Below are 3,074 nucleotides of genomic sequence, written 5' to 3'. Positions count from 1 at the left end.
TCCCTGCGCCGCGATGGTCTTGCGGGCCTCGGCGAGCATGTCATTCCCCGAGCGGCCGGTCTTGAAGGTTGCCAGCAGGGCATCCTGGACCTTGTTCGCTGCTGCCAGGCCATCTCTCAGCCCCTTGGGCGCTTCGGTTTCACCGGGACGTAAAATGTAGGCATGGTGCTGGGTATCGGTGTTCAGTCGAAGATAGGTAATCCCAAAATCCACATGGAGAAAATCACCGGGCATCACTACATCGCCCTTATCCAGGCTCATGTTGGCAATGGAGAACGCCGACTGGGAGGCTCTCTGTACGTGCACCGACGGATGAAACCAGGTATCCAGACCAAGATCCGACACATGCTGTCTCAGGTGCCAGCGAAGGTCCTCGGTGGTGGTAATACCGGGCGTAATGGTCGCCTCAGAGAACGTTTGCGCAATGATCGAGTGCGCAATACGCACAAGCTGCGGGTAGGCGGCCATCTCCGACTCGGTGCGTGTCTCAAGCCAGCCGATGGCCAGATTGTGATTCTCAACGACTCTTTCTGTGAGAGGGCCTAATGCTCGCTCAAGCTTGCGGCGCATGCCGGCGCTGAGCCCGTCAGCGAGAGGGAAGTCCTCGGAGGTATTGATCGCAACGGTTTTGGGGTCTCGCTCACGGATGATCTCGGCCACGCGCTCCCACTGGTCGGGTTGCGCTTCGGGATCCCAGGCAGAGGGGAATAGATCAGCCACCGGGTAGCGGGCCACCGCCAGACGTTCTACGCCGGCCTCTTCGCCGCGGTCATGAAAAACCATGATGGTGGTGCGCCGTGCGGCCAGCCAGGTTGCCGGGAGCATGGTTTTTACCACCGGGTCCTCATCGTATTCGCCGGCGATGAGAATCCACATGTCCACGCCTTCGCGCCGCATGAGCGGTGTAATCAGCGTATCCAGTCGCTCCTTGAGCCAGCGGTCAACGGTGGCGGCGCGGTCATCGAGATCGAGAATCTGCGGCATGGTGGGGTCCATAAGCTCTTGAGCGTGGACCGCGCTGCTCAGGGTGTCCAGACAGCCCACTGCGACAGCCAAAGGTGCCAATGCAGTAAGAAGCTTTTTACGGTTTTTTCTTGAACGATGTGTGGGGGTTCTCATGTTTTAGTCTCTTTGCCAGCCGAAGTCTTTTGCCATGCGCGTGAAGCGCTCAATGTTGTCCTGAATCTGCTGCTCGGTTTGCTCTGAACAGTCGCCGATAATGGGCAGGGTGCGCAGAATCTTGCTGTCGGGGTCGATGAGCACACGAGCGCCATCGGGCACCGTGAGAGTCTGGGGCCCGGACGACAAATCTGCGACAACAAGCTTGCCGCCAATGCTTACCTCTACCGGCATGGGGAAGTCGCGATCTCCTGGGACCTTCCAGGCGAGAGAGAGAGTGCCGTTATCCTGAGTGGTGACTAGCTCCGGCATACCCGCCTCGCGAAGATAGGTCTCCACGATCCAGCTCACGTCCTCGCCCGCTTCATCAGACATGATGGCAATGAAGTCTTCCGTGGAGCGATAGCGGAACTGGATGGGATAGCTTAAGGACCAGGGTTCCGCTGTGTCATAGATCAGGCGTCGTGTGCCGGTCCAGAAAGCGTCTTCACCAATATAGCGCCGCAGGCTGTGGAGCATCCACGAGCCCTTGGTATAGATGTCCCGGTTATCAAAAGCCTCTCCCGCATCGATCACCTCAGGATTGGCTACCGGCAGGCAGTGCTCGTTGTTGGTGTAGGCCCCGTAAATATGATCGTAGTAACCCATGGCGCCGATGGTTTCCTCGGCATAAACCGCCTGCATATAGGCGCCATAACCCTCATGAAGCCAGGCGTCTTCCGGACGGGCGTGGGTCATTACGTTGCCAAACCACTCGTGGGCTAGCTCGTGATGCAGAAGCCAGTCATAACCGTAACGACCACGCTTGTACTGCTCGCCATAGCCGTTGATGGTCTGGTGCTCCATACCCAGGTGGGGAGTTTCTACGAAACCGGCCTTTTCGTCGCCCCAGGGGTAGGGCCCGAGAAGTCGCTCGAAGAACTCGAGGTCAGGAATTACGTCGGACTTAACAAGGGCCCGGGCTTTGTCAGCGTTCTCCTCCAGTGCCCAGAACTGGATGGGGTAGCGGCTGCCGTTGACGCCGGTATATTCGTCCTCGACGACTTCGAAGGGACCGCCGTTGATGGCAACGGCGTAGCCGGAGTAGGGATGCATGGAGCTCCAGTGCCAGGTATCAAATCCGTCGTCACCCTCATCCATCGATGTTAGGACGCCGACGGAGGCGACCTTCACTCCCTTCGGTGCGGAGATTGCCAGATCGATGCCCTCGTCGGGCTTGTCCGCGAAGTTGTCTTTGCAGGGCCACCACAGGTCACAGCCATCGCCCTGCACGGCGGTGGCGAACCAGGGTGTGCCGTCTACCTGTGACCACACAAAGCCGCCAAACCAGGGTGGGGCCAATGCCACGTGGGGCTTGCCACCATAGGCTACAGATATCGTGGCGCTGGCGCCCGCGGCAAGCGTCGAGGGAAGACTCACAAAAAAGGATCCCCCCTCACGACGGACACTCAGCGCTGTATCTCCAAGCGTGACTTCTTTAATAGTTAGCCGCGGGTCTAGATCCAGTTGAACCGTGTCGAGCGCTTCGAGCGCGTCAAAACGCACATCCACGCGTCCATCAATGGAACGGGTCTCGGGCATGACCTTGAGAGTGAGCGTGTAGTGCTGCACGTCAAAGGACGCCTGCATAGGCGTCATCGCTTTGCCGGACCGGGCGGTGTCCGGATGAAGATCATCGGGATGAGGTTCACCCCGGGCGGCGGCCTTCAGCGCAGCGATTACCGGTGCGGGTGCCATCTCGTTGTTGTCGGTCATCTGACTGCTGCAGCCGCTGATTGCGACGGCGAGGGTTAAGCCCATCCCTACAAAGCGGGTGGCGGCCGCAACAGTGGCGGCCGAGGTAAGAATCGCTGAGGTCACGCGGTATCACTCCCAAAAAATTAGAGTTTGAATTGAGTCGGTTGGGCTCAAGATTGAACGACGACCTATGAGGCCCTAAGAGCCTCTTTTAAAAA

The 3,074-nt window shown here is 58.7% G+C and carries 2 protein-coding genes; both read right to left on the bottom strand.

Annotated features, from left to right (window positions below; genetic code table 11):
• On the bottom strand, positions 1-1,119 hold a 1,119-nt coding region (locus ACTG3T_RS13055; protein ID WP_439102719.1), incomplete at its 3' end, for a M24 family metallopeptidase.
• A 3-nt stretch (positions 1,120-1,122) separates the two neighbouring features.
• The gene (locus ACTG3T_RS13050) at positions 1,123-2,979 is read right to left on the bottom strand and encodes a M1 family metallopeptidase (protein ID WP_439102718.1); all 1,857 of its coding nucleotides are present in this window, start codon (positions 2,977-2,979) and stop codon (positions 1,123-1,125) included.
• Positions 2,980-3,074: the final 95 nt, after the last annotated feature.

The sequence above is a fragment of the Congregibacter sp. genome (assembly GCF_965660375.1).
Classification (GTDB): Bacteria; Pseudomonadota; Gammaproteobacteria; order Pseudomonadales; family Halieaceae; genus Congregibacter.
The sequence above is the reverse complement of the archived record's forward strand: the minus strand, read 5'-3'. Positions and strand labels throughout refer to the sequence as shown.